This window comes from Rhizobium sp. Leaf311 (genome assembly GCF_001423445.1).
In the GTDB taxonomy this organism is placed as follows: Bacteria; Pseudomonadota; Alphaproteobacteria; order Rhizobiales; family Rhizobiaceae; genus Agrobacterium.
The window spans coordinates 111,118-132,794 of record NZ_LMNZ01000007.1; the positions used below are offsets into that span (position 1 = coordinate 111,118).

Sequence of the window (21,677 nt, forward strand, 5' to 3'; positions counted from 1 at the left end):
GCACCCGCTTTAAGGTTATATGCCCGGCCACGGTTAGGAAAAGCCATCCGGCTTATTCCAATTACTCCCGCATCTTTTGGAAAGCGAGGTCTTCGAAAGACCTGATCCTGTGGTTGCGGATTTTGGTTTGAATTCGAAGAGAGGCATACATGGCCAATACAACTTCGGCGAAAAAGGCGACTCGCAAGATCGCTCGCCGTACTGCAGTCAACAAGGCTCGCCGTTCGCGTGTTCGCGGTTTCATCCGCAAGGTCGAAGAGGCCATCGCAACGGGCGATCTCGCAGTCGCAACAGAAGCACTCAAGGCAGCTCAGCCGGAGATCCAGCGCGCAGCCACCCGCGGCGTCCTGCACGGCAACACAGCGTCCCGCAAAGTGTCGCGTCTGGCACAGCGCGTGAAGGCACTTTCCGCCTGATCTGACGAATGCGAATTAATTTGAAAAAGCCTGGTCGTTCGACCGGGCTTTTTCTGTTTCTAACAACTTGTTAACGATTGATTGTCTAGCATGACAGTTCCACGTCAATGCGATGACGGAAAAACATCAATAAATTCAATAACTTGGGGAAGGTGGCTAAAAATTTCCTTTCCTCCCCCTGCGGAAGGTTGGCCGAGAGTAGAGTCAAGAGAATTTTTATTTTTCTGCGAAAAGCCGCTTTAAAAATAGCGCAAAAATGAATCTCATTGATTCATAAGAGATTCTCCAAACGCCTATTCAATCGATGCAAAACGGCCTTAACGAGTCAATGGCCGATCTTCTTTTTTGGAGAAAAATCGCCATTGATCTCCACCCCCGATCCTGCCTAAATGCATCTCGACAAGGGGCAAGGATTTCTATCCACAAGCTATCTCGATCCTTGAGTATCGAAGGTACATGCTTCTTGCGGACGAGTTCTGTTTGAGTTCGTTTTTTCAAGTATCGGGGCCGGATTGGCCGCAATCTCAAAGGTTGCGGAAATGCTGATCTTTGCCTTCGAGCGGCATATGTTGAAGTTGTGTTGTGGGAGTAGATGTTGAGTAATCGCAGGCCTCTCCATGATGTAGAGGGAAATGGGATAACCGGCTCGCGGTGATACAAATGGCTTGAGGACAGGTCTTTCGAGGGGAGTGTCCGCAAGTAAAAATAACGAGGGGTATCCCTGATGGGCGTTTGCCTGTCAGGCTATGATTGGCAATTTGAAAGGCGGCAATATGCAATTGAATTTGGTGATGGGTGCGGTGGCAAACGGGGACCGCACGCCAAAGGCATGTGATGCAGCTGGTACTGATGCGGCAGGGGACAAGCAGGATATGAAGCACGACGCGCTGTTCGAGCGTTTTAGCGCGCGGCTGAAGGCACAGGTTGGACCAGAGGTTTACGCAAGCTGGTTTGCACGTCTCAAGCTCCATTCGGTTTCCAAAAGTGTTGTACGGTTTACGGTTCCTACGACGTTTCTCAAATCGTGGATCAACAATCGCTATATCGATCTCATCACCACGCTCATTCAGAGCGAGGATGCAGATGTTCTCAAGGTGGAAATTCTGGTGCGCTCCGCCAGCCGTCCGGTTCGCCCGGCCCAGGTAGAAGAGCGTGCGCTGCCGGCGCCTGACATGAGCACCGCCGCACAGCGGGCAAAGCCATTCATTCCGCCGCAGCCGATGAGCAGCGCACAGCCATCCGGCATGTCGCCATCGGCACCGGTCACACGCCATTCGGGTTCCGGTCCGTTCTTCGGTTCGCCGCTGGACAGCCGCTTTACCTTCGATACCTTCGTTGAAGGCTCGTCCAACCGCGTAGCGCTTGCCGCCGCAAAGACGATTGCCGAGGCTGGAGCAGGCGCGGTGCGTTTCAATCCGCTCTTCATCCATGCGGGTGTCGGCCTTGGAAAGACGCATCTTCTGCAGGCCATTGCCAATGCGGCCATCGACAGCCCGCGCAATCCGCGCGTCGTCTATCTCACAGCCGAATACTTCATGTGGCGCTTCGCAACCGCGATCCGTGACAATGATGCGCTGACGCTGAAGGACACGCTGCGCAATATCGACCTTCTGGTCATCGACGACATGCAGTTCCTGCAGGGCAAGATGATCCAGCACGAGTTCTGCCACCTGCTCAACATGCTGCTCGACAGTGCCAAGCAGGTTGTGGTGGCCGCAGACCGCGCGCCTTGGGAACTGGAATCGCTCGATCCGCGTGTGCGTTCGCGCCTTCAGGGTGGCATGGCCATCGAAATCGAAGGCCCGGATTATGAAATGCGCTACGAAATGCTGACCCAGCGTATCGCAGCCGCCCGTCAGGAAGATCCGAGCTTCGACATTCCCGAAGAAATCGTCTCCCACGTCGCCCGCAGCGTGACCGCCAGCGGACGTGAACTGGAAGGCGCCTTCAACCAGCTGATCTTCCGCCGCTCTTTCGAGCCGAACCTTTCGGTCGAGCGCGTGGACGAGCTTCTGGCACATCTGGTCGGTACCGGCGAAGCCAAGCGCGTGCGCATTGAAGACATCCAGCGCATCGTCGCCAGACACTACAATGTCTCGCGTCAGGAACTGGTCTCCAACCGCCGCACCCGCGTCATCGTCAAGCCGCGCCAGGTTGCCATGTATCTCGCCAAGATGCTGACACCGCGCTCCTTCCCGGAAATCGGCCGCCGCTTCGGCGGACGCGATCACACCACGGTCCTTCATGCCGTGCGCAAGATCGAAGAACTGATCGGCGGAGACAGCAAGCTCGGCCACGAGGTGGAGCTTTTGAAGCGGCTGATCAACGAAAACAACGCTTGAGAATGAGAAAAACGGTCAGGGCAACCTGACCGTTTTTTACGATCTGATGAGGCTGCGAAGCTTTTGGTTGGGTGCCTTAATAACCAGCGTCTTTCTGATGCCGGAAGGCTAGGATATAGACTGTGTCGTCTAGCGGCTCATGCCTATAAAGTGCTACGTAACTGGAATTCCCAAAGGCGATAACCCAACTCGCGCAATTCCGCTTCATCGGGAATGGGGCGTCCCATATTGGGGGACATCTCCAGCAATATGAATTGTTGCTGAATGGCTTGACCGACACGTCGTGCCGCTTCAGGAGCTTTGGCGACGAGATATTTTCGGCACCACTCCAATCCTTGTGCGGCACCTTCGGTGATGATTACTTGTGGCAATCGGGCACCGGCTTTGCATCATCCGTACCCCAGCTTTCCAACCAGGTGTTGACTTCTTTTCGCGTCAAGTGGCGGCCCGTTTCCTGATAGCTTTCCCAAGAGGTCAGCGCCTCCTGCTTAAAGCTCTCTCTTGCCTCTTCCCGCTCGACATATTGTTGAATCGCTTCCAGCATGATCCAGTGCGATGACCGACGGCGCTGGCTGGCCAATTGCTGGACGCGTTCTTTCAGCGTGTCGTCGATCTTGAGAGAGGTAGCCATTGAGGCCTCACATCACGAGGTAATACCAAGTGATGATTTATTGCCACAACAACGCCACGTCCACAGCGGAAATTTACAAGCAATACCGCATGACAACATTGTCCTCGCCATTGGCGGGGTCGCGACCGATCGTTTCCCATCCGAGTTTACGGTAATAGTTTTCCTGATCGGGCGTATAGAGATAGAGATCGGTGATGCCGATCTTTGCGGCATGGGCGACGATGGCGCGCAGCATGAGCGTTCCAATGCCCTTGCCCCGCTGATCGGCGGCCACGATGACATCACCCACCCAGAATGTCTTGTCCGGGTGGTGCGGGAGTTCGTCTCGCGTAATGCTGACGCTTCCTGCGAGTTTTACATCGTCGAGTGCGACCAGTGCCAGCGGTGCCGCATGGATTTGCAAACGACTTTCGATAACAGTCTGAAGCGCTACCGGGTCGCTCCAATTCGAAAGGGAGCCCCACTCTGTATGCAGCATTTCAACCAGCGGCGCGACATAATGCGGATGTTCGCTCAGCGGCACTATTCTGATTTGGCCCATATCCTTAATCCTCCTTCGATGACTGGATATCGGCGAGGGCTTGTCTCAGCTTGGACACAAGCGCTCCGCAATCATCACCGGAAGATTTGGGGGAATCGGGCCAGGAATAGCCCATGCAAGCGGGACGATGGCGTTTGTCTGTCGGTTCGGAATCGTATCTGGGCATGATATGGGCGTGCAGGGCAGGCTCTGCATTTCCCCATATCTCATAGTTTACCCGCGCACACCCGGTCACGTTCAGAAGCGCATCACCCACCACAGCCATATCGTTCAAAAATATGAGACGCTCCTGAGCGTCAAGATGGTTGAGACTTGGGACGACCGGGTCCGCAAGCAAAAGACAATAGCCGGGAAGGGGTTGCACGTCGCCAATGACCAGCCAACCTGAAGCCATCCGGGCAATGACGAAGGGGTTGGTGCCCTCCCGTGCCCTCGCCACCCGTTCCTCAATCAGATTCATGGTTGCCTTTCTTCAAATTCCGGGTGCCTGGATCAGCTTGCGTCCAAGAGGATGCTTCCCTTTGAACAGACGTGTCATCAACACGCCAGATCAGCCACCACCGAATCCAAAATCAGCATGCCCGCAGGTGTGCAGCGCAGGCGGGAATTGCCGATGCGCTCTATGAAGCCGTGCTGGAGGAGGAATTCTTCCTTGTCGGGGTCGAGATCGCGGCCGGAGAGGTCGCTCCAGCGGGCTAGGTCTACGCCTTCGCGCAAGCGAAGGCCCATCAGCAACAGCTCGTCGGACTGTTCTTCGACACCAAGCAATTCCTGATCCACGATGCCGTGGCCATCACGCTCGACCGCATCGAGCCATGTTTCCGGCTGGCGCTCGGTGGCGGTGGCAAGCTTTGCGCCGCCTTTGGTCAGGCGTCCATGGGCGCCGGGGCCGATGCCGGCGTAATCGCCATAGCGCCAATAGGTCAGGTTATGGCGGCTTTCCGCGCCGGGCTTGGCGTGGTTGGACACCTCATAGGCTGGCATGCCATGGCGGGCGGTAATCTCCTGCGTTGCCTCGTAGAGCAAAGCGGATTGATCGCCATCGGGAACGATCAGTTTGCCTGCCTTGTGCAGGCCGTAAAAGGCGGTGCCTTCTTCGATGGTCAACTGGTAGAGCGAGAGGTGGTCAACGGCATAGGAGATGGCCTCGACCAATTCCTTCTCCCACTCTTCGACCGTCTGGTTCGGGCGGGCATAGATGAGGTCGAAGGACATGCGCGGGAAGATTTCGCGCGCCAGCCTGATCGCTTTCAGCGCATCCGCCACATCATGCAAACGGCCCAGAAATTTCAGGTCGCGGTCGTTCAGCGCCTGCACACCCATGGAGACGCGGTTGACGCCAGCGGCCCGGTAGCCGCGAAAACGCTCCGCCTCCACGCTGGACGGGTTGGCCTCCATGGTGATTTCGATGCCATCTGGCACATGCCAGAAGCGGGCGATGCCATCCAGAATGGCGCCCACCGTCTGCGGGTCCATCAGCGAGGGCGTGCCGCCGCCCATGAAGATGCTGGTGACCACCTTCGCGCCGCTTAAGCTTCGCATGGTCTGCATTTCCCGCAGGAAGGCGGCGACGAAGCGCTCCTGATCCACCGGCTTGTGACGGACATGGCTGTTGAAATCGCAATAGGGGCATTTGGCCGCGCAGAAGGGCCAGTGCACATAGATGCCGAAACCGGGATCACCAGTATCGGGCGCAATCGTCATATTGGGGGCAGGGGAGAACCTGCTCCCAAGATCGGTCATCATGCGTCCAGACAGGTTTCGACGAATGTCTTGAAGGCGCGGGCGCGGTGGGAAAGCGCCTGCGGGTCGCCAGGCTTCCAGCCGTGCTTTTCCTCGGCGCTCATTTCACCGAAGGTCGTCTCATAGCCTTCCGGCTGGAAGACGGGGTCGTAGCCGAAGCCGCTTTCACCGCGCGGGGGCCATGCAACGGTGCCTTCGATTTCGCCGCGGAAGAATTCCGTATGGCCATCGGGCCATGCGAGGCACAGCACGCTGACGAAGCGGGCGGTGCGGGCCGAAGGCTCGGTCGCGCCGCGTTCGCGAAGCGCATCTTCGACCTTCTGCATCGCCATGGCGAAATCGCGCGTACCGTCAGCCGTTTCGGCCCAATTGGCGGTATAGACGCCGGGCGCGCCATCCAGCGCGTCGATGACCAGACCGGAATCGTCAGACAGCGCTGGCAGGCCGGAGGCCTTCGCCGAGGCGAGCGCCTTGATCGCGGCATTTTCCTCGAAGGTCGTGCCGGTCTCGTCGGGCTCTGCGAAATTCAGCTCGGCCGCAGACTTGGCGGAAAAGCCGAGAGGGCCGATCAGATCGGCAATCTCGGCAATCTTGCCCTTGTTGTGGCTGGCAACGACAATGGTGCGTGTCTCGAGTTTGCGCATGGTGCTTCGCTCCGGATCAGGCGATTGCCTGCTTCTGCATCTCAACGAGTTCTGCGCAGCCGGTCTTGGCAAGGCCGAGCAGCGTCAGGAATTCCTCTTCCGAGAAGGGTGCGCCTTCCGCCGTGCCCTGGATTTCGACAATGCCGCCGGATCCGGTGATGACGAAATTCGCATCGGTTTCAGCCGAGGAATCCTCGAGATAATCGAGATCGATCACCGGCTGGCTGGCGAAGATGCCGCAGGAAATGGCGGCGATATGGTCTTTCAGGACCTTCTCCACCTTGATCATGTTGCGGCTTTCCATCCACTTCAGGCAGTCATGAAGGGCAATCCATGCGCCGGTGATGGAAGCGGTGCGGGTGCCGCCATCGGCCTGGATGACGTCGCAGTCGATGCTGATCTGGCGCTCGCCAAGCGCCTGCAGATCGACAACGGCACGAAGAGAACGGCCAATCAGCCGCTGGATTTCCTGGGTTCTGCCACCCTGCTTGCCAGACGCGGCTTCACGCTTCATGCGCTCATGGGTGGAGCGGGGCAGCATGCCATATTCGGCGGTGACCCAGCCCTTGCCGCTGTTGCGCAGCCATGGTGGCGTCTTTTCTTCAAGGCTTGCGGTAACGAGCACATGCGTGTCACCGAACTTGACCAGACAGGAACCCTCTGCGTGCTTGGAGAAATTGCGCTCAAAGGAAACTTTGCGCATCTGATCGGTTTTTCTGCCTGAAGGCCGCATATGGTTCTTCTCCATTTTGATTTCCGCCTTCTAAGGCTGCCTCGGCCTTTTTGCAAAGGAAAAGCGGGCTGCAGCTTAACCCTGCGCGGAATTTCCGATTTCACTTAAGGCCGTGAGCGACTATATTCGCGATGTTGCTGACATAATGAAGAGTGGGCGAATGGGCGTTTCTCCTCCGATCGGAAAAGAACCGGGTGCGCTGCTGGATGATCGCTCACGCGAGATCTTTCGGCGCATTGTCGAGGGATATCTGGAAAATGGCGAGCCGCTGGGGTCGCGCAATCTTTCACGCCTGTTGCCGATGTCGCTTTCCCCGGCCTCCGTGCGCAATGTCATGAGCGACCTGGAAGAGCTCGGGCTCATCTACTCGCCCCATATCAGCGCCGGTAGACTGCCCACGCAGACGGGGCTGCGCTTCTTCGTGGACGCTTTCATGCAGGTGGGGGATCTACCCGCAGAGCAGCGCGAGAGCATCGATCGCCAGATTGGCCCCGTCTCCGGACGCGAACAGCCGATTGAGGGCTTGCTGACCGAAGCGAGCCGCATGTTGTCAGGCATGTCGCGCGGCGCAGGACTTGTGCTGACCACGAAAAGCGATGCTGTTCTCAAGCATGTCGAATTCATCCGTCTGGAGCCGACCAAGGGCCTCGCCATTCTTGTCGGCGACAACAATCAGGTCGAAAACCGGATCATCGACCTGCCAGCTGGCATCACCTCCTCGCAACTCACCGAGGCCGCCAACTTCATCAATGCGCATCTGTCGGGCCAAACGCTGCCAGAACTCAGATCGCAGCTTTTGCAGCAGAAATCGGAGCTGCAGTCAGCCCTTAGCACGCTTGCACAGGATCTCGTCACGCGCGGTCTTGCGGTCTGGTCAGGGGACAATGAAGAAGGCAAGCTCGGACGGCTCATCGTGCGCGGGCGCTCCAATCTGCTGGAAGGCTTGGCCGGCGAGGAGGATATTGATCGTGTCCGCCTGCTTTTCGACGATCTGGAGCGCAAGGACAATCTCATCGAGGTGCTGAACCTCGCCGAAACCGGCTCGGGTGTCAGAATTTTCATCGGCTCGGAGAACAAGCTCTTTTCGCTTTCCGGCTCATCGCTCATCGTTGCGCCCTACAGGGACGATGAGAACCGCGTGGTGGGCGCTGTCGGCGTTATCGGGCCAACGCGTCTCAACTACTCCCGCATCGTGCCGATGGTCGATTACACGGCCCAGATCATGGCCCGTCTTTCCAGCCAAAGACGCTGATATCGAAAAGACATCATTCAATAATAGATGGTTTTGCTCGCAAGCCTTGATTTTTGCTTGGCAAAGCTCGATATCGGGCGCAACCCCATGAACACATGTGAAGCTGGAGACCGTCATGACCGATGACACCAAAAAAGCCGGACCTGACGCAGACGTCGTAGACGAGGCGGCCGAAGCGGAAGCGGCAGAAAACGCCGTGCCTGAGCAGGCAGAGCCCGATCCGATTGATGTGCTGAAGGCCGAAAACGCCGATCTGCGCGACAAATTCCTGCGCCTTGCAGCCGAGATGGACAATCTTCGCCGCCGTACCGAGCGTGAAGTCAAGGATGCCAAGGCCTATTCCGTCGCAGGCTTCGCCCGCGACATGCTCGCCGTTTCCGATAATCTTCGCCGCGCGCTGGAAGCCATTCCTGCCGAGCTGAAGACGAACTCGGAAGCCGGTATTTCAGGCCTCATCGAAGGCGTGGACATGACCGAACGCGCGATGCTGTCTGCGCTCGAGCGCCATGGCGTTCGCAAGATCGACGCAGAAGGAGAGAAGTTCGACCCGAACTTCCATCAGGCGATGTTCGAAATCCCCAATACCGCCGTTCCCAACAACACCGTCGTGCAGGTGGTGCAGGCAGGCTTCACGATTGGTGAGCGTGTTCTGCGCCCGGCAATGGTCGGTGTCGCCAAGGGCGGCCCCAAGGGCGATGCGCCGGTCTCTGCAGAGCCGGGTACAAGCAGCGTCAACGAAAAAGACGCTTAACCCAAATCGACCGTCGTCGCCCCGCACCTGCCGGGGCGGCGCGCAACACGGCGCCTGGCAGTGTCGCTGACCTTGCCCAGGCCATGTCTAAGCAGGCGTTGGTTTTTAAAGCCGCTCGCCGCACGCATTCTCCAAGGCTGAAATCTCAAGCCCAAATCCCTCAAGTCCCAGACAGCTAAACCCCTGCGCTTGCAAAACGTAGCGGCCTGCAACGCATCCCTGCGCGCGGGCACAGCGGGTCAGTCAACCGCGAGATTTCAATGTGTCAGATGGGAGAGCTCAGGCGGCGTTGGCCTGTTCCTGATTGAGGAAGGTGTAGATGGCGGTGTCCGATTCCGTTGCGCGCAGTTTGGCCACCAGTTCGGGATCGCGAAGAACGCGGGCAATACGCGACAGCGCCTTCAGGTGGTCAGCACCGGCACCCTCGGGTGCCAGCAGAAGAAAGACGAGATCGACGGGCTGATCGTCCAGCGCTTCGAAATCGACCGCATTTTCAAGACGGGCGAACACGCCGACGATCTTGTCGATGCTGGCGAGTTTTCCATGGGGAATGGCGATACCGTGGCCGACACCGGTCGAACCGAGCCGTTCGCGCTGCAAGATGACGTCGAATACTTCCCGCTCAGCCACGCCGGTGATTCTGGAGGCCCTCGCCGCCAGTTCCTGAAGGAGCTGCTTTTTGGAGTTGACCTTGAGGGCGGGAATAATCGCATCTTGTTGCAGCAAATCTGCCAACGCCATTCTCTTTATCCTTCATGCCGTCGAGACAGGAAGCGCAACGTACGGGACGCTGCGCTTCCAGTGTCTTTTCAGACTATTCAGTTCTTGATCGTCGCCGCGTCAATCCAGCCGATGTTGCCATCGTTGCGACGGTAGACGATATTCAGTTCCTTGCCGGGGCTGCGAAACAGCAAAACCGGCTCATCCGTCATGTCCAGCGCCATGACTGCGCTTGCGACCGTCATCGTTTTGACCTGCTTGGATGTCTCCGCCACGATGGTCGGAGCAAAATCTTCAGGCAGTTCCTCATCTTCATCAGGTACGGCATCCATGACCGTGTATGGAAATTCTTCCATCATGCCATTTGCCGAAGCACCGTTGTGATGGTCCTTCAATTTTCTCTTGTATCTGCGCAGCCGCTTTTCGATGCGTGCGGCAGCAGCATCAAAGCTTGCCTGCGGATCATTCGCCTGTCCGGCGGCATGCAGGACAATGCCGGTATCGAGATGTATCTTGCAGTCTGCGTCGAAACGCGCGCCGGATTTCTCGACCGTTACTTGACCAGAATACCCCCCATCAAAGTATTTGGTAATCGCCAGGCTAATGTTGTCCTCGATCCTCTGACGGAACGATTCGCCGATATCCATATGTTTACCAGATACACGCACACTCATGGAAATTTTCCTTTTTCAGTGATTTGCGTGTAGCAGCTTACGTCAACCTAAGCGCTCATCCAAGCGTTTCGAGAGTCTTTCGCTCTCATTCCTTTGTCGCACCGTCACAAGCCGTGCAATTCTTCGTTGAACGGGCCCCTCTTCTCCGTGCGGCGAGCTTCTAGCCTCCGCGACATGAAGAGTCAATTAACATTATTAACGTTTTGAGATATATGAATATTTCGTTACGCAGTGGCGATTTTCGCCTGCGCCTTCTTCTCTCTTCGCCGCTGTACGGAGGAGGGAATATTCATCGCTTCACGATATTTTGCGACGGTTCGTCGCGCCAGTTCGACGCCATTTTTTTTCAGAATATCAACGATATCGTCATCCGATAGCACGGCCTCCGGCGCTTCCTGGGCGATCATTGCCTTGATGCGGTAGCGTACGGCCTCCGCCGAGTGACTGTCGCCGCCCTCGACGGCGCCAATCGACACGCTGAAGAAATATTTGAGTTCGAAAAGGCCACGCGGTGTCAGCATGTATTTGCGGGAAGTGACGCGACTTACGGTTGACTCGTGCATCTTGATCGCATCGGCAACCTGCCTGAGATTGAGCGGGCGCAAATGGTCGACGCCGTGGAGCAGGAAGGCATCCTGCTGGCGCACGATTTCGCTGGCAACCTTCATGATCGTCTTGGCGCGCTGGTCGAGGCTGCGCGTCAGCCAGTTGGCCGTCTGCATGCATTCGGCAATAAATTCGCCGTCCTCACCCTCACGCGTTCTGGTCTTGGAGACCTGCGCGAAATAGGTCTGGTTGACCAGCACCCGGGGCAGGGTCTCAGGGTTCAGCTCAATCGCCCATCCGCCCTCATTCGAAGGACGGACGATGATGTCGGGTATGATCGTTTCGGACATTCCGGTTTCAAAGCCGGCGCCGGGCCGGGGATTGAGGCCGCGTATTTCCGAGAGCATGTCGAGAAGGTCTTCCTCGCCAACACCGCAGATCTTCTTCAACGACAGGAAATCCCGTTTTGCCAGAAGCTCCAGATTATTGACGAATGCCCGCATCGCAGGGTCAAGGCGATCTCTCTGGGCAAGCTGGATGGATAGGCACTCGCTAAGCGACCGGGCAAATACGCCGGGAGGATCCATGGTCTGCAGGCAGGCCAGAATGGTCTCGATTTCGCCGGTCTGCATGTTCAGCCGCTCTGCGATATCCGGTACCGCTTCCTGCGGCAGATAGCCGGTCTCATCGAGGTGATCGAGCAGGGCGTCGGCAATGATGCGCTCGCGCGGCAATGTTACCGTAAAGGGCATCTGTTGCAGCAGATGTTCGCGCAGACTTGGCTTTCCGGCGACGAAATCATCGAGATCGTAGCCTTCCGACGCCTCGGCGCCCGGCATCGACTTCCATTGCCCCGCAAGTTCGGGAGCATCCGCCTTCAGCTGCGTCGTGTCGTCCGGAAAGACATTCTCCAAACCGGTGTCGAGCTGTTCGTTGAGGCTCGCTGCACGGTCTCCGTACCATTCGTCAGCGTCGCCAGCGGTTTCAGACGCGTGGTCCTCGATGGAAACGGTGCTGTCGGCCCTGTCATCGCCGAAGTCATGATCGCTGCCCAAATCGCTGTCGTTTGCCGCAATTTCAAGCAGAGGATTCTTCTCAACCTCCTGTGCGATGAATTGCGTGAGTTCAACATGCGTCATCTGAAGCAGCTGGATCGACTGCATCAGTTGCGGGGTCATTACCAGAGACTGGCTTTGACGCAGCTGAAGACTGGCGGACAAGGCCATGGTGAACGCTAAACTCCCATAAAGCCCTCTGTCGCAGCAGATTTGAAGAATTTTGAGCGACAAGGTCTGACTTGGCCCAAAAATTGCTTTTTATTGAAGTTTGGTCAAGCGCAACTGTGGGCCGCCGTGAAGAATCTTCATTCACGGGCCGCAGAAATCGTTCATTTTCTGGAACTGGCTTACTAAAGACTGAAGTTGTTGCCGAGGTAAAGCCTGCGAACATCGGCGTTATCGACGATTTCGGACGCTCTGCCATGCGTGAGCACTTCGCCAGCGTGGATGATATAGGCGCGGTCGATCAGACCCAGTGTCTCACGGACATTGTGGTCGGTGATCAGCACGCCGATACCGCGCGCCGTCAGATGGCGCACCAGATTCTGGATATCGCTGACCGAAATGGGATCGACGCCCGCAAAGGGTTCGTCCAGCAACATGAATGTCGGATCGGTGGCCAGAGCGCGGGCAATTTCCAGACGTCTGCGTTCGCCGCCCGAAAGGGCCACGGCAGGCGACTTTCGAAGCTGGGAAATATGAAACTCTTCCAGCAACTCGTCGAGCTTGCGATTGCGCTTCTTTTCGTCGCGCTCATGCACTTCCAGAACGGCGCGAATGTTTTCTTCCACCGTCAGACCGCGAAAAATCGATGCTTCCTGCGGCAGATAGCCCACGCCCAGACGTGAGCGACGATACATGGGCATACTCGTCACATCGTTGCCATTGATGGCGATCTTGCCCGAATCGACCGGAACGAGGCCCGTGATCATGTAGAAACAGGTCGTCTTGCCAGCACCGTTCGGGCCAAGCAGACCCACGGCCTCTCCACGTCGCACGACAAGCGAGACACCGTTGACAACACGGCGCGTGTTGTAGGTCTTCGTCAGCCCGTGGGCGATCAAAGTACCTTCATAACGGGTCTTATCTCCAGAGGCGCTATCGACCTCCGGTGCAGGTTGGGAACCGGCACCAAACAGCTTTGAAATCAAGGGAATCTTCACCGGATCGGGACTATTGCTTTTTCTGTGTTTTCGGGTCGAGCATGATGCGAACCGGACCGCCACAGCTTTCCAGCTTCGCCTGGCCGGTTTCCATGAACACCGTCAGCTTGCAGCCCGTAAACACGTTGGTTTCCTGAGAGAGCACGACCTGCTTGCCGGACAGAATGAAGGTCTGCGCCGCCATGTCGAACTCGCCCTTGTCGGCCGTCGCCTTCTGGGTGCCGGAGCTGAGATACACGGAGTTGTCGACGAAAATCTTGTCGATGTCTGCACCGCCGCTCGTGATGGACGAGTTGGCCGCCGCGCCATCGCCCTTGCTCTTGTAGAGCACGGTCATCTTGCCGGCCTGCAGCGTTGTCGTGCCCTGCACGACCTTAACATTGCCGGTGAAATAGGCCTTGTGTTCCTGATCGCGCACTTCGAGCTGGTCGCTTTCGATCGCGATCGGCTGGTCGTTGGAAAGCTTCAGGCCCTCCATGCTGCTCGTCGTGCTCTGGGCGGCAACGGGGCCCGCTGCGGAGACCAAGGCAAGCGCAGCAGCGAAGTAAACGGCGTTCATGCAACGATAGGGGCGCGAAATCTGCATCATATGGGTCGGGCTCTCACTTGCCTGCGTTCTGAATTGTGGATGCAGCTATACGAGCTCGTACCTGCCCCGAAAATGTAATCGTTTTGCCATTATCTGCTATGTGCATACTTTCTGCAATAATCGAGCCGTCCTTTGTGGTGATGGAGACCGGTTTGGCCGTATCCATCGTCCCGGCTTTCAGATCGACATTTGCAGACTGGAACTTCGCTTGTATGCCATTGGTGAGATTGATGTCAAAGGGTGCCGTCATTTGCAGCCGGTTGGTCGCCCGGTCGAAAATGCCTTCCTGCGCAATCACCTGAGCGACGATATCGTTCATGGGAACCGCAGCCATCACTTTTTCAAGCGTCATCAGATTGGGGCTGGCAATGTCCTGCAAGGCCCGCTCGGCATTCATGGAATAATCGAAGCCCTTGTTGTTGCGGCCCGCAAGGGCTGGCTTTTCCATGACGATCTTGCCATTTTCAACCGTTGCGCTTTCCAGCGAAACCTCATCCGGCAACCAGGTGCGCGCAAGCGACACGCCGATGAAGGCAAGCGCGATGACGGCAGCCCCAAGCGGAAGAATGACCTTGAGCCTCTTGACGCGGCGGGAATGGCGCTGCGCCATGGCATAGGCCTTCTCATGTCCACCGGACATGGGGAAACCGGGCGCTGGGTGGCTCATTCGTTCAAGCATCTCTTAAGTCCAGGGCGGCATCGTCGCAATCCGCCAATGACAGGGCGACGTTATCCAAGGTTGCAGTTGTATTTGGCATGGTAGCCTAGCTCTGCCAATATGGTTTTTCTCTGAAGGAGCGCAAGGGTGACGATATTTTTATCAAAACGATGCTTTCCCGTTTGTTTCCGCGCATTAGGTGTTTACAAGGCTGGCTGTGCACCAGCACGCATGACCGATCTTAGTCGAAGGTGATTGAATGGATCAGATGGCAATCGCAGATCGCAGGCAGTTGCGACGCAAGCTGACGTTCTGGCGCGTAGCCGCCATTCTGCTGCTGGCGGCGGGATGTTTCGCCGTCTATCGCTTCGCCTTCACCGAGCCGACCACCAGCGTGCGGCCGCATCTGGCGCGGGTCGAAATAAGCGGTCTCATCCAGGACGACACCGAATTGCTGGAGCGTCTCCAGAAGATTGCCGACAGCGACAGCGCCAAGGGCCTGATCGTTTCCATTTCCTCTCCCGGCGGCACGACCTATGGCGGCGAGCGGATTTTCAAGGCAATCCGCGCCATTGCCGAAAAGAAGCCTGTCGTTTCCGACGTGCGGACACTGGCTGCTTCGGCGGGCTACATGATTGCTGCCGCAGGCGACACGATCATCGCCGGCGATACCTCGATCACCGGGTCGATCGGCGTTATCTTCCAGTATCCGCAGGTCAAGCCATTGCTGGACAAGCTGGGCGTTTCGCTGCAGGAAATCAAATCATCGCCGATGAAGGCCGAGCCATCGCCCTTCCATGAGCCACCGGAAGAATCCAAGACCATGATCCGCAATATGGTCATGGACAGCTACAACTGGTTCGTCGATCTTGTCGCAGAACGCCGCAAGCTGCCGCGGGAAGAAGTCCTGAAGCTCGCCGATGGTTCGATTTTCACCGGACGCCAGGCCGTTGCCGCCAAGCTGGTCGATACGCTCGGGGGCGAAAAGGAAATTCGCAGCTATTTCGAAACGAGACAGGTTGCGAAGGATCTGCCGATTGTCGAATGGACGGCACCTCCCAAGCGCTCGGCTTTTTCGCTTTTCAGCCTCGCAGGCATTGCACAGCTGCTGGGATATGATGCAGGACTGCCATTCAATACGCCTTCCCAACTGGGCACCGACAAGTTGTTTCTTGACGGTCTTGTTTCGGTTTGGCAGGTTGGTGAGCGTTAAAAATCCAATTTATTCAGGGGGCAACCGTGATTAAGTCTGAACTGGTGCAGATTGTGGCTGCGCATAACCCGCACCTTTATCACCGCGACGTCGAAAATATCGTCAATGCGGTTCTCGATGAAATCACCGATGCACTGGCTGCGGGAAACCGCGTGGAACTGCGCGGATTTGGCGCCTTTTCGGTGAAAAATCGTCCATCCCGGTCGGGGCGGAACCCGCGCACGGGTGAATCCGTTTTCGTCGAGGAAAAATGGGTTCCCTTCTTCAAGACCGGCAAGGAGTTGAGAGAACGCCTGAATCCCGGAATGAATGACGTCGAAGACGAGGATTGAGAGCGGGAGTTTTCCCGCCTATTCCCACTGCACCTTGTCGAAACAGTTGAGGCCGGGTGATCGGGCTCCTATGTGACGTCCATGCAGGTTTGTCTGAAGGCCCCTAAAGACGGAGTATCGTTGGATGTCAAAAAAGATCGTCAATCTTGTTGTGCTTTTGCCGCTGGCCATCATCCTGGTGGTTCTGTGCGTGGCCAACCGGCAGGAAGTTACGCTGGCGCTCAATCCTTTCCGGCCTGACGACAGTCTGATGTCGTTTTCAGCGCCATTTTTTGTCTTCATTTTTCTCGCAACCATTTTTGGTGTCCTGCTCGGCTCCCTTGTGACATGGTTCACGCAGGGCAAATATCGCAAGCGTGCCCGCACCGAGGCCAAGGAAGCCGTTCGGTGGCATGACGAGGCCGCCCGGCATAAAGCTGCGGCCAATGCGGTGGTTATCGCCCCATCTGCCGATGCTCGCATCGCGGCCAAGTAAGTTCTCCACGACGTGATGGGTGTTGAAACCGCAGCCCTTTGATAATATTGCGACGTGATGCTATTCGCTGTCGCATGAGAGTCTGTTTGGAAACTCGGCGGCGGAGAACCGGCGGGTGATTTTTGTGGCTGACAAGGAGAAGATCGTAGGCGATATCGTGTGATATCGGCAAGATTTTCGACGCAGTCAGGCGCAAAAAGCGCCGCCGGGTCAACCCGTCCGATGTTTTCAAACAGACTCTAGAATGCGGTCAGACCTGGAAAGAACCCCGTTGAAGAAAAAAGAAAACCGCCCGGGCGCCAAGTCGCGCGCGGGGCAGGAAGCCCGGCAAAGAGGGCCCGTAAAGTCTGCCAAGGCAAAAGACGCAGGTCAGCGCAACCGTGCGCCTGATTATGTCCGACCTGCGTCCAACCCGGCTGCGAAGCCATCGGCCAAGGAAGGCGGGCGGACGAAAGATCAGGCCGCCTCCAAGGTCAAGGTGGCCCCACAAGAGGTGGAGCAGGCGCCCCCTCGACCGCTGAAACAGCGTAGCGGGGAATTGCCGAGCGAAAATGTGCCGGTCATTCTTGAATCTCTGGGTGCTGGTGATTTCCATCTCGTCGACAGCGGCAACGGGCTGAAGCTGGAGCAATACGGCAATTACCGCATCGTTCGCCCCGAGGCGCAGGCCCTGTGGCGTCCGACGCTCGCCGAGCGGGTGTGGGAAAATGCCGATTCGATCTTTACCGGCGATACCGATGAAGACGGCATGGGGCGCTGGCGTTTTCCAAAGGAAGCGCTGGGCGAAACATGGCCGCTTTCTCTGCTGGGCATCAATTTTCTGGGTCGCTTCACCGCTTTCCGCCACGTGGGCGTCTTCCCCGAGCAGATCGTCCACTGGGAATGGCTCAAGGCACAGATCGAAGCATCGGATCGCCCGCTGAAAGTGCTCAACCTGTTCGGCTATACCGGCGTTGCCTCGCTGGTGGCTGCCGCTGCCGGGGCCGAGGTGACGCATGTGGATGCATCCAAGAAGGCCATCGGCTGGGCGCGGGAAAATCAGGCGCTGGCGGGGCTTGAAAATGCGCCGATCCGCTGGATTTGCGAAGACGCGATGAAGTTCATTCTGCGTGAGGAGCGCCGCGGCAATACCTATGACATCATCCTCACCGACCCGCCGAAATTCGGGCGTGGCACCCATGGCGAGGTTTGGGAACTGTTCGAGCATCTTCCGCTGATGCTGGATGTCTGCCGCGAGATCCTTTCACCCAAAGCCCTTGGGCTGGTTCTGACCGCCTATTCCATCCGGGCAAGCTTCTACTCCATCCATGAGCTGATGCGCGAAACCATGCGTGGCGCAGGTGGTGAAGTGGCATCCGGCGAACTCGTCATCCGCGAGGCGGGTCTCGACGGCAAGACGCCGGGACGGGCGCTTTCCACCTCACTTTTCAGCCGCTGGGTACCGAAATGATTGATGACCGCCGTGAGAATCGACCGGGCCGGGTGGGGCAGGTCAAGGAAGTAACAAGCCTTGCCAATCCCATCATCAAGGACATCAAGAACCTGACCCAGAAAAAGGGCCGGGAGGAAACCGGCACCTTCATGGCGGAGGGGCTGAAGCTCGTCATCGACGCGCTGGAGCTGGGCTGGACGATCCGCACACTGGTCTATGCCAAGAATGCCAAGGGCAAGCCGCTGGTCGAGCAGGTCGCGACAAAGACCGTCGCATCCGGCGGGCTGGTTCTGGAAGTCACCGAAAAGGTCATCTCCTCGATCACGCGGCGCGACAATCCGCAGATGGTGGTCGGTATCTTTGATCAGAAATGGACACCGCTGCGCGACATCCATCCGCAGGAAGGGCAGACCTATATCGCGCTGGACCGCGTGCGCGATCCCGGCAATCTCGGCACCATCATTCGCACCGCAGATGCTGCGGGTGCCTCCGGCGTGATCCTTGTCGGCGATTGCACCGATCCATTTTCCCTGGAAACGGTGCGTGCCACCATGGGCTCGGTCTTTGCCACGCCTGTTGCTCGCGCGACAGTCGATGAATTTCTGGCGTGGAAGAAATCCGCCGGGGTCAGCGTCGTTGCGACCCATCTGGCGGGTTCGGTCGATTACCGGACCATCGATTACAAGCGCAAGCCAACCGTTATCCTGATGGGCAATGAGCAATCCGGCCTGCCGCCGGAACTGGCAGCCAAGGCAGACCAGCTTGCGCGCATTCCCCAGCAGGGACGGGCCGATTCTCTCAATCTGGCCATTGCAACGGCTGTCATGCTGTTTGAAGCGCGCCGCCATCTTCTCGAACTCGCACCGGTGAAATGATGGCAAAGACCGCATTGTTCTCCAAGCCTCTCCCGGCAATCGCGCTGATTGTCGTTGCGCTGATAGCCGACCAGATCATCAAGCTTCTGGTGGAAGCCTATCTGCCCTTGCAGGAAATGGTGCCGGTCATGCCCTTCTGGGCACTGTACCGAACCTATAATCTGGGTGTCGCCTTCTCCATGCTGTCGGGCATGGAGGGCTGGTTCATCGTGACCATGCGGCTGGCAATCGTCGGCTTCGTTATCTGGCTGTGGCGCAAGACGGACAAGGACCGCAGCTTCGCGCATCTGGGCTTTGCGCTGATTATCGCAGGGGCGGCCGGAAACATATTCGACCGTTTCCTCTACGGCCACGTCATCGACTATATCCTCTTTCACACCGACACATGGTCATTCGCGGTTTTCAACCTCGCCGATTCCTTCATTACCATCGGTGCCGGTTGCGTCATTCTGGACGAAGTCCTGCACGCCATGGCATCGCGCCGCAAAGCCTGAGGGCGTTATCGCCGGCCTGCCGCGAAACAGCGAAATGCTAAAAGTTTAGCGTTCAGCCCAAGCCAATCAAAACCGATCGCGTGTTAGCGGTTGTAGCATGAGCGAACCGGCGAAACTGAAACAGCAGCTTTTCGAAGCTTTCGGCCCAAGCGAGGCTGAAGGCGGCTTGCCGACGATGGCAAAATCTCTCGGCAAGCGGCAAGAGCCGGATCAGCGGCTAGGGACGCAACCACGATCCGGTTGGTTTTTGCCTGTCGTGGCCGGTGTCGGCCTTGCTTTTGTCGTTGCCGCTGCGGCAGGCGAATATGCCTCGCTTTTCATTGCGGTCGTCTGTTGCGCCATCTGCGTCGGCAGTGGTGTCTGGATGAGCGTCCGGTCGGCTTCTTTGAGACGGGCTGACAATGTCGAGGCTCAGATCGTTGAGGCGCGGCAGACACAAAATGCCGCCCTGATGGCTGAAATCCACGAGGCGATGGGCGATCTCGTCGTCACGCGGGATCTCGAGCGACGAATTCTGCACGCGAATGTCGCCTTTTGCGAAATGACGGGCTGCGCCACACCGCAGGGACGAAGCTGCGAGGAAATCGGCATCGCCTTCCGCCCCGGCGGAAAGGCGCATTGTTACGATGTGGAGATTGCGACACCCTACGGCCAGCGTATCTTTACCTGGCATGATGTCGTCACCAACGATCCGACCAGCAGCCGTCTCGTGATCAGCAGTCTTGCCCGTGATGTGACCGATGAGCGTGCGGCGCTGTTGGCCCGTGAAGATGCACGATTGCGGGCAGAAAGCGCAAATGCCGCCAAAGGCAGGCTGCTGGCAACCGTCAGCCACGAAATCCGCCTTCCGCTTTCAGGCATTCTGGGCATGAACCACCTCCTGTCGCAGACGAAGCTCAGCCGTGAGCAGCGAAACTATCTCGACAGCATGAAGCAGTCCGGTCAGGCGCTGGTGCAACTCGTCGAGGACCTCCTCGATTTTTCCACCATGGAAGCCGGGCGCTTCAAGCTCAATCCAAGGGCGGAAAATCTTCGGCAGCTGATCGAGAGCGTCGTGGAAATGCTCGCGCATCGCGCCCATGAAAAAGGCATTGAAATCGCGTCCATCGTAACGCCTGACGTTCCCGACTATCTGGACTTCGATCCCGCGCGCCTCCGTCAGGTTTTGTTCAACCTCATCGGCAATGCCGTCAAGTTCACCGAACGGGGCGGCGTGCTCGTCAAGGCGTCGATGGTGGGGCAGGCGCTGTCAATTGCCGTTTCCGATACAGGGCCCGGCATGACCAAGGCCGACCAGTCGCGGGTATTCGGCGAGTTCGAGCAGGCGGGCGCAGCCTCACAGCGCAGCGCAGGCACGGGGCTTGGCCTTGCAATCTCCGCCCGCATCGTTCGCGAATTTGGCGGGCAACTGACCGTGGAAAGCCGGAAAGGAAAGGGTAGCACCTTTACGCTCACCTTCACGCCAGCCGGTGTGACCGCTCCGCTCGGAAGCCCCTCCCGCGCGGGTGTCCTCACCAGTTCCACCGTTCTGCTTCTCGCCCCATCCGGCACCGCCGCCTTTGCCACGGTGGCAGCGATAGAGGCTCTTGGTGGCCGATGCATCCATGTTTCGACACCGGACGATCTTCAAAGACTGGAAGCCGGACACACCGCCAATATCGATGCCTTGACGGATGTCATCATAGACCATCGGGTGGCATCAGCATTCGATGCTCGGCTCAAGAGCTGGGCCAGCGCGGACAGAAAGCTGCGGCGTATCCTGCTGGTCAATCCGGAAGAGCGCGCGTCGCAGCCGCAGGAGGCATTTGACGCATGGCTGATCCGGCCTCTCAGGGAGAAATCGCTGGTGGATGTGCTGTGCGGCCGCCTGCGCGGCATGGAGCGGCGTGACGCCATCAACGACAACCGCCACCCCGGCTTCGGTTTTCTGCCCTTGCTGGAAAAGCGATCGGGCGATCTGGAGGTGCTGGTCGCCGAGGATGATCCGGTCAATGCCCGCATTGTCAGGGCCGTCCTGGAAAAATCCGGCTGCTCGGTCCGGCTGGTCGATAATTTTGGCGCGCTTGCGCTTGCCCTGTCCAGCGACACCGCAAGCCTGCCGGATCTCGTCATTTCCGATCTTCAGATGCCCGGCGGTGATGGGCTGGAAATATTGCCGCGCCTGTTTGCGACACTGAAGGCCAGAAAGACCGTGCCTTTCATGGTGCTGAGCGGAGATACGACGCCGGATACCAAATCCGTTCTGCAGGCGGGCGGCATCGCCTGCGTGCTGGCAAAACCGCTGGAACCCAAGCGCGTCATCGAGGAGGTTCTCCGGCTGTTTCCCCAAAAAGGCAACAGCCGGTTGGAGAATTGAAACCTGCGGCCTTTGCGCGGCTAACTGTCACTGTTTTGT

Annotated in this window: 24 protein-coding genes; 11 read left to right on the plus strand and 13 right to left on the minus strand. The window is 57.7% G+C overall.

Annotated elements, in window-relative coordinates:
- Positions 1-149: 149 nt before the first annotated feature.
- Both rpsT and dnaA read left to right on the plus strand, forming a co-directional pair.
- A complete protein-coding gene (gene rpsT / locus ASF69_RS10935; RefSeq protein WP_006310170.1) occupies positions 150-416 on the plus strand; it encodes a 30S ribosomal protein S20 in 267 nt (88 codons plus the stop codon).
- A gap of 773 nt (positions 417-1,189) precedes the next feature.
- Positions 1,190-2,758 carry a chromosomal replication initiator protein DnaA gene (gene dnaA, locus ASF69_RS10940; RefSeq protein WP_062587694.1) on the plus strand — a complete coding sequence of 523 codons (1,569 nt, stop codon included), beginning with the start codon at positions 1,190-1,192 and terminating at the stop codon, positions 2,756-2,758.
- 143 nt (positions 2,759-2,901) lie between these two features.
- Here the strand turns inward: dnaA and ASF69_RS22745 are convergent, their stop codons facing one another.
- The 7 genes from ASF69_RS22745 to rph form a co-directional block, all read right to left on the minus strand.
- Positions 2,902-3,129, minus strand: a complete 228-nt coding sequence (locus ASF69_RS22745; RefSeq protein ID WP_244475448.1) for a type II toxin-antitoxin system RelE/ParE family toxin — start codon at positions 3,127-3,129, stop codon at positions 2,902-2,904.
- Positions 3,117-3,389: a CopG family ribbon-helix-helix protein gene (locus ASF69_RS10945; RefSeq protein WP_062587371.1), complete on the minus strand. Its 273-nt coding sequence runs from the start codon at positions 3,387-3,389 to the stop codon at positions 3,117-3,119. The genes ASF69_RS22745 and ASF69_RS10945 overlap by 13 nt, the downstream gene beginning before the upstream one ends.
- 73 nt (positions 3,390-3,462) lie before the next feature.
- A complete protein-coding gene (locus ASF69_RS10950; RefSeq protein WP_062587372.1) occupies positions 3,463-3,930 on the minus strand; it encodes a GNAT family N-acetyltransferase in 468 nt (155 codons plus the stop codon).
- Positions 3,931-3,934: 4 nt separating this feature from the next.
- Positions 3,935-4,390 carry a hypothetical protein gene (locus ASF69_RS10955; protein WP_062587373.1) on the minus strand — a complete coding sequence of 152 codons (456 nt, stop codon included), beginning with the start codon at positions 4,388-4,390 and terminating at the stop codon, positions 3,935-3,937.
- Between the two features lie 77 nt (positions 4,391-4,467).
- Positions 4,468-5,673: a radical SAM family heme chaperone HemW gene (gene hemW, locus ASF69_RS10960; protein ID WP_062587696.1), complete on the minus strand. Its 1,206-nt coding sequence runs from the start codon at positions 5,671-5,673 to the stop codon at positions 4,468-4,470.
- The gene (gene rdgB, locus ASF69_RS10965) at positions 5,673-6,317 is read right to left on the minus strand and encodes an RdgB/HAM1 family non-canonical purine NTP pyrophosphatase (protein WP_062587374.1); all 645 of its coding nucleotides are present in this window, start codon (positions 6,315-6,317) and stop codon (positions 5,673-5,675) included. Before rdgB ends, hemW begins: the two co-directional genes overlap by 1 nt.
- 16 nt (positions 6,318-6,333) lie before the next feature.
- Positions 6,334-7,050 (minus strand): ribonuclease PH, encoded by a 717-nt coding sequence (gene rph, locus ASF69_RS10970; RefSeq protein ID WP_062587698.1) that lies wholly within the window; start codon positions 7,048-7,050, stop codon positions 6,334-6,336.
- Between the two features lie 160 nt (positions 7,051-7,210).
- Between rph and hrcA the strand changes: the two genes are divergently transcribed.
- Both hrcA and grpE read left to right on the plus strand, forming a co-directional pair.
- Positions 7,211-8,302: a heat-inducible transcriptional repressor HrcA gene (gene hrcA / locus ASF69_RS10975; protein ID WP_062587375.1), complete on the plus strand. Its 1,092-nt coding sequence runs from the start codon at positions 7,211-7,213 to the stop codon at positions 8,300-8,302.
- Positions 8,303-8,417: 115 nt separating this feature from the next.
- Positions 8,418-9,053: a nucleotide exchange factor GrpE gene (gene grpE, locus ASF69_RS10980; protein ID WP_062587700.1), complete on the plus strand. Its 636-nt coding sequence runs from the start codon at positions 8,418-8,420 to the stop codon at positions 9,051-9,053.
- Between the two features lie 279 nt (positions 9,054-9,332).
- Here grpE and ptsN read toward each other — a convergent pair whose 3' ends face one another.
- The 6 genes from ptsN to lptC form a co-directional block, all read right to left on the minus strand.
- The gene (gene ptsN / locus ASF69_RS10985) at positions 9,333-9,794 is read right to left on the minus strand and encodes a PTS IIA-like nitrogen regulatory protein PtsN (RefSeq protein ID WP_062587376.1); all 462 of its coding nucleotides are present in this window, start codon (positions 9,792-9,794) and stop codon (positions 9,333-9,335) included.
- Positions 9,795-9,871: 77 nt separating this feature from the next.
- Entirely contained in the window at positions 9,872-10,447 is a 576-nt protein-coding gene (raiA, locus tag ASF69_RS10990; protein WP_062587377.1) for a ribosome-associated translation inhibitor RaiA, read from the minus strand.
- 224 nt (positions 10,448-10,671) lie between these two features.
- Entirely contained in the window at positions 10,672-12,219 is a 1,548-nt protein-coding gene (gene rpoN, locus ASF69_RS10995; protein ID WP_062587378.1) for an RNA polymerase factor sigma-54, read from the minus strand.
- 182 nt (positions 12,220-12,401) lie between these two features.
- Complete coding sequence (lptB, locus tag ASF69_RS11000; protein ID WP_062587703.1) at positions 12,402-13,190, minus strand: LPS export ABC transporter ATP-binding protein; 789 nt, start codon at positions 13,188-13,190, stop codon at positions 12,402-12,404.
- Positions 13,191-13,224: 34 nt separating this feature from the next.
- Complete coding sequence (locus tag ASF69_RS11005) at positions 13,225-13,773, minus strand: LptA/OstA family protein (RefSeq protein ID WP_244475454.1); 549 nt, start codon at positions 13,771-13,773, stop codon at positions 13,225-13,227.
- Between the two features lie 43 nt (positions 13,774-13,816).
- Positions 13,817-14,482: an LPS export ABC transporter periplasmic protein LptC gene (gene lptC, locus ASF69_RS11010; RefSeq protein ID WP_062587380.1), complete on the minus strand. Its 666-nt coding sequence runs from the start codon at positions 14,480-14,482 to the stop codon at positions 13,817-13,819.
- 238 nt (positions 14,483-14,720) lie between these two features.
- Between lptC and sppA the strand changes: the two genes are divergently transcribed.
- From sppA to ASF69_RS11045, 7 genes are all read left to right on the plus strand, one after another.
- Entirely contained in the window at positions 14,721-15,674 is a 954-nt protein-coding gene (sppA, locus tag ASF69_RS11015; protein ID WP_062587381.1) for a signal peptide peptidase SppA, read from the plus strand.
- Positions 15,675-15,685: 11 nt separating this feature from the next.
- Positions 15,686-16,006, plus strand: coding sequence for an integration host factor subunit beta (locus ASF69_RS11020; protein ID WP_280136383.1), 321 nt, complete (start codon positions 15,686-15,688; stop codon positions 16,004-16,006).
- Positions 16,007-16,130: 124 nt separating this feature from the next.
- The gene (locus ASF69_RS11025; protein ID WP_062587383.1) at positions 16,131-16,481 is read left to right on the plus strand and encodes a LapA family protein; all 351 of its coding nucleotides are present in this window, start codon (positions 16,131-16,133) and stop codon (positions 16,479-16,481) included.
- A gap of 271 nt (positions 16,482-16,752) precedes the next feature.
- Positions 16,753-17,931, plus strand: a complete 1,179-nt coding sequence (locus ASF69_RS11030; protein ID WP_062587384.1) for a class I SAM-dependent methyltransferase — start codon at positions 16,753-16,755, stop codon at positions 17,929-17,931.
- Positions 17,928-18,788: an RNA methyltransferase gene (locus ASF69_RS11035; RefSeq protein ID WP_062587385.1), complete on the plus strand. Its 861-nt coding sequence runs from the start codon at positions 17,928-17,930 to the stop codon at positions 18,786-18,788. Before ASF69_RS11030 ends, ASF69_RS11035 begins: the two co-directional genes overlap by 4 nt.
- Complete coding sequence (gene lspA, locus ASF69_RS11040; protein WP_062587386.1) at positions 18,788-19,282, plus strand: signal peptidase II; 495 nt, start codon at positions 18,788-18,790, stop codon at positions 19,280-19,282. The genes ASF69_RS11035 and lspA overlap by 1 nt, the downstream gene beginning before the upstream one ends.
- Positions 19,283-19,379: 97 nt before the next feature.
- Positions 19,380-21,638 carry an ATP-binding protein gene (locus ASF69_RS11045; protein WP_062587387.1) on the plus strand — a complete coding sequence of 753 codons (2,259 nt, stop codon included), beginning with the start codon at positions 19,380-19,382 and terminating at the stop codon, positions 21,636-21,638.
- Positions 21,639-21,677: the final 39 nt, after the last annotated feature.